The 3,191-nt window shown below is 24.5% G+C and carries 3 protein-coding genes; all 3 read right to left on the bottom strand.

The features are described from left to right. The coding region (locus D9R21_RS05290) for a hypothetical protein (RefSeq protein ID WP_148108839.1) at positions 1-1,311 on the bottom strand (1,311 nt) is incomplete at its 3' end. Then, complete coding sequence (locus tag D9R21_RS05285; RefSeq protein WP_126821386.1) at positions 1,304-1,582, bottom strand: hypothetical protein; 279 nt, start codon at positions 1,580-1,582, stop codon at positions 1,304-1,306. The genes D9R21_RS05290 and D9R21_RS05285, both read right to left, overlap by 8 nt. Then, entirely contained in the window at positions 1,582-3,042 is a 1,461-nt protein-coding gene (locus D9R21_RS05280) for a PBSX family phage terminase large subunit (RefSeq protein WP_126821385.1), read from the bottom strand. The genes D9R21_RS05285 and D9R21_RS05280 overlap by 1 nt, the downstream gene beginning before the upstream one ends. Positions 3,043-3,191 lie beyond the last annotated feature (149 nt).

Genomic DNA, 3,191 nt, shown 5'->3' with positions numbered 1-3,191 from the left:
ATGTTCTATTTCTTTGGCTTGCATTTTATCTTGTCATGCTTCTACTTTTTCAAAATATTTGGTTGCTTCTAATTCATCAATATTATCATATTCAGTAATTGCTCTTATTGGTTCCATTGTGCCATTATCTAATCTAGCAGTAATTAATTCATTTTGTCGAATTTGATCTACTAAACTAGCACTAATAAAATCAAAACCATATTCTCGTTCACCATTTCCATCTCATAAACCATAATATTTTAAAACTACATCAAACATTTTAGTATAATATTGTTTACGATATGCTTGTAAATATGCTTGTTTTTCTAAATCTTTGGTTTTAGTTAATAATGATTGTGTTTTATTTTGGTCATTATCTGATTTATCACCAAAAGGACTAGAAAAATGACATGCTAAGTATACTTGTTCAATAATAGATTTTTGGTCTTCGGTATATGTTTCTAAGGTTGGTGTACCTTGTACTACTTGTAAAGATTGAGATAATGTTCCATCTGCTGCTGTTTGACCAGATTGAATAAAAATATCATCAAAAATATCTTGATATACTTTTTTATTACCTTTATTGTAAGCAGCAAGTAAACTATCATCTAATTGACCATATCAGTGCGTACGATTTGCTCATCTTTCTTTTGATTTAATATTAAAACTATCTTCTAAATCAAATTGTAATTTATAACAATTTCCCATTGTAGGTCATGGATTTAAAGTTGTTGATGTTGATAAAAATAAAGGATTAGGTTCATTAATCATTTCTCAAAAAGGTACTATCCCTAATTTGTTTTTAAATTCTTGTACTAATACAGGTCTAACATCATCTTTAATTTGTGTTTTACTTTGACCAACAACTACTTCATTATTTTTGGGTCAACCTTTAATAATTATTTTATCTTTTGTACAAATTAAATTTAAAATAAAACCACTATCTGATTGATGATAATTTAATCAAATATCAGCACCTTGTTCAATTTCATTTATTTTACTTACACGAGATGTAAAGTTAAAAGGATTAATTCATAAATCAATATTACCACCTGATGTTTCTAATAAACCAAAGATAGTTTTACCCATTAAACTTGCTGTTAATTCATTCTTATCTAATTTTTCTTTTATTTTATAAGTTTCATATCATCAATTTAGTTTTTCTAAAATATCTTTACGATGAGACTTAAATAAAATATCTTTACCATTTACTAGTCGCATTTGATGGCGAGCAATAATATTTGCTAAATTAATAGTTCAATCATAATTATAAAATTTTAAAACACTATTAATATCATTTAAGTTTGGTAAAGATGGATATGTATTATTCATGATTATTTTGCTCCTTTAAATTTAAGATAAGTGCATAATTAATTATATTTACTGTTAATAAACTAGGTTCATTTGCTAAAACTTGTACACATACTTTAATTTTTTGGTATTTTTTAATATATTCGTTATATAAATTTAATTTACATATTGCGATATTATCTTTTTTTAATTCTTGACAAAGTCTTTTTTTAACTTGTCCACAAACAGACATATAAGGTCTTTTTGCATTTATTACACGCTCATCATGTATTACATAAATATCTTTTTTCATTAATTTATTCACTCCCTTTGTTGTCATAATTTATAATCTGCTGAACTATTATGCTTAACCATTGGTATTAATTCAAAATGTAAAGCATAAAAATCACTATCAAATGTATCATCATATAAGTCTAATACTTTTTCTTCTCTTACTTCAGGCTTATCTTCTCATTGTATTAATTCATATTGGGTTTTACTTACAGGACATTTTTCTCATAATCATTTTAATTGATTAGTATTTATTAACATTGTGAATGCCTCTACACGATGTCTTACTTTAAATTTTTGTTTTTGTGCTGGTTTAAATGTCATATATTGACCAAAGGAATAATTATATTTTTCTCGGTTTAAACTTTGCAATGTTGAATAAGCACTATCATCAACATTAATCGATATACCTTGCTGAATTAAATTAAAATATTGATTTAATTGATTGTTATAAAACTCTAAAATATCTTTAACTTGTTCTAATTCAGTTTTAAATTGTTGTGTAGCATTTGAATGAGTATATTCAGCAACTTTATAGGCTTTTTTATCAAATGAGTTATATATTCAAAAACTAGCCGCTGTTGTATGTCCTTTAGGACTAGTAGCATTAGCAATATCAACACCACCTAATAATTTAGTTGGTTGAATAATATCTGTTGCTTGCATAATATCAATATATCTTGCAAAGATTGATCCACTAGTATTGCCAGGCAATCCTCAACTCCAAACTCTTGCTCTTTCAATATCTAATTGTTCTAATCTTAATTGTTCATTAACTTTATCTTGTGGTAATTCATAATTTAATCTTCAACTAGAATAATGAATAATAATTTTCATATTTCATTTTTCAATATACTTAATTTGCTCATATTTACTACGCATTATTTCTTCATTAAAAGGTAATAATTCATTACAATAACCAACAATATATCTTTTTAAACTTTCAGGGTTACATGTATTAATTGTTATTTTATTTTGATAACCACGAATAGCAAATTCTAAATCACTTAAATCTTTTTGTTGAAATTGATCACATTCTTCTCTTCAATCAATTACTAATTTATATTTATTCAAATCAGCAAAAGCTTTTAATTTTTCTTTTCGACTTGGTGAATGTAAACCTTTACAATATATTTTGCTACCATTTGATAAAGTAAAAGTAAAATTTGATAAATTAATAGTATAAGGAATATAATTTTCATCTAACATATTTCATATATTTTGAAATACACTATCTTTTAAATCTTTACTTCAATACATACTAGCAATGATACAAATTGGTTCTTTAATTAATAAACTAATTTTTAATAATTCACCAAACATTTTAATATTTGAAATAGTCTTACCACTATATCGTGTTCCAATTTGATTAATTTCATTAACTAACTCATATTTCTTAGCAAAGGGATATTTATTACCAATACTACTATTTTGTAATAACCAATAAGGAGTTTCTAACAAATAAGTAAAATGATTAAGCATTATTATCACTTTCTTTTTTAATATCTCTAATATCCGTTTGTAAATTAACTATTATTGGTTGTTGATTATTTAAGTTTAATTCTTGTTCTAACTGTTTTTCTTGTATTGAATATTTATAATTAAATGCTCGTTGTCAATATAATTTAGCA

The organism is Spiroplasma endosymbiont of Megaselia nigra (genome assembly GCF_003987485.1).
Taxonomy (GTDB): Bacteria; Bacillota_I; Bacilli_A; order Mycoplasmatales; family Mycoplasmataceae; genus Spiroplasma.
The sequence above is the reverse complement of the archived record's forward strand: the minus strand, read 5'-3'. Positions and strand labels throughout refer to the sequence as shown.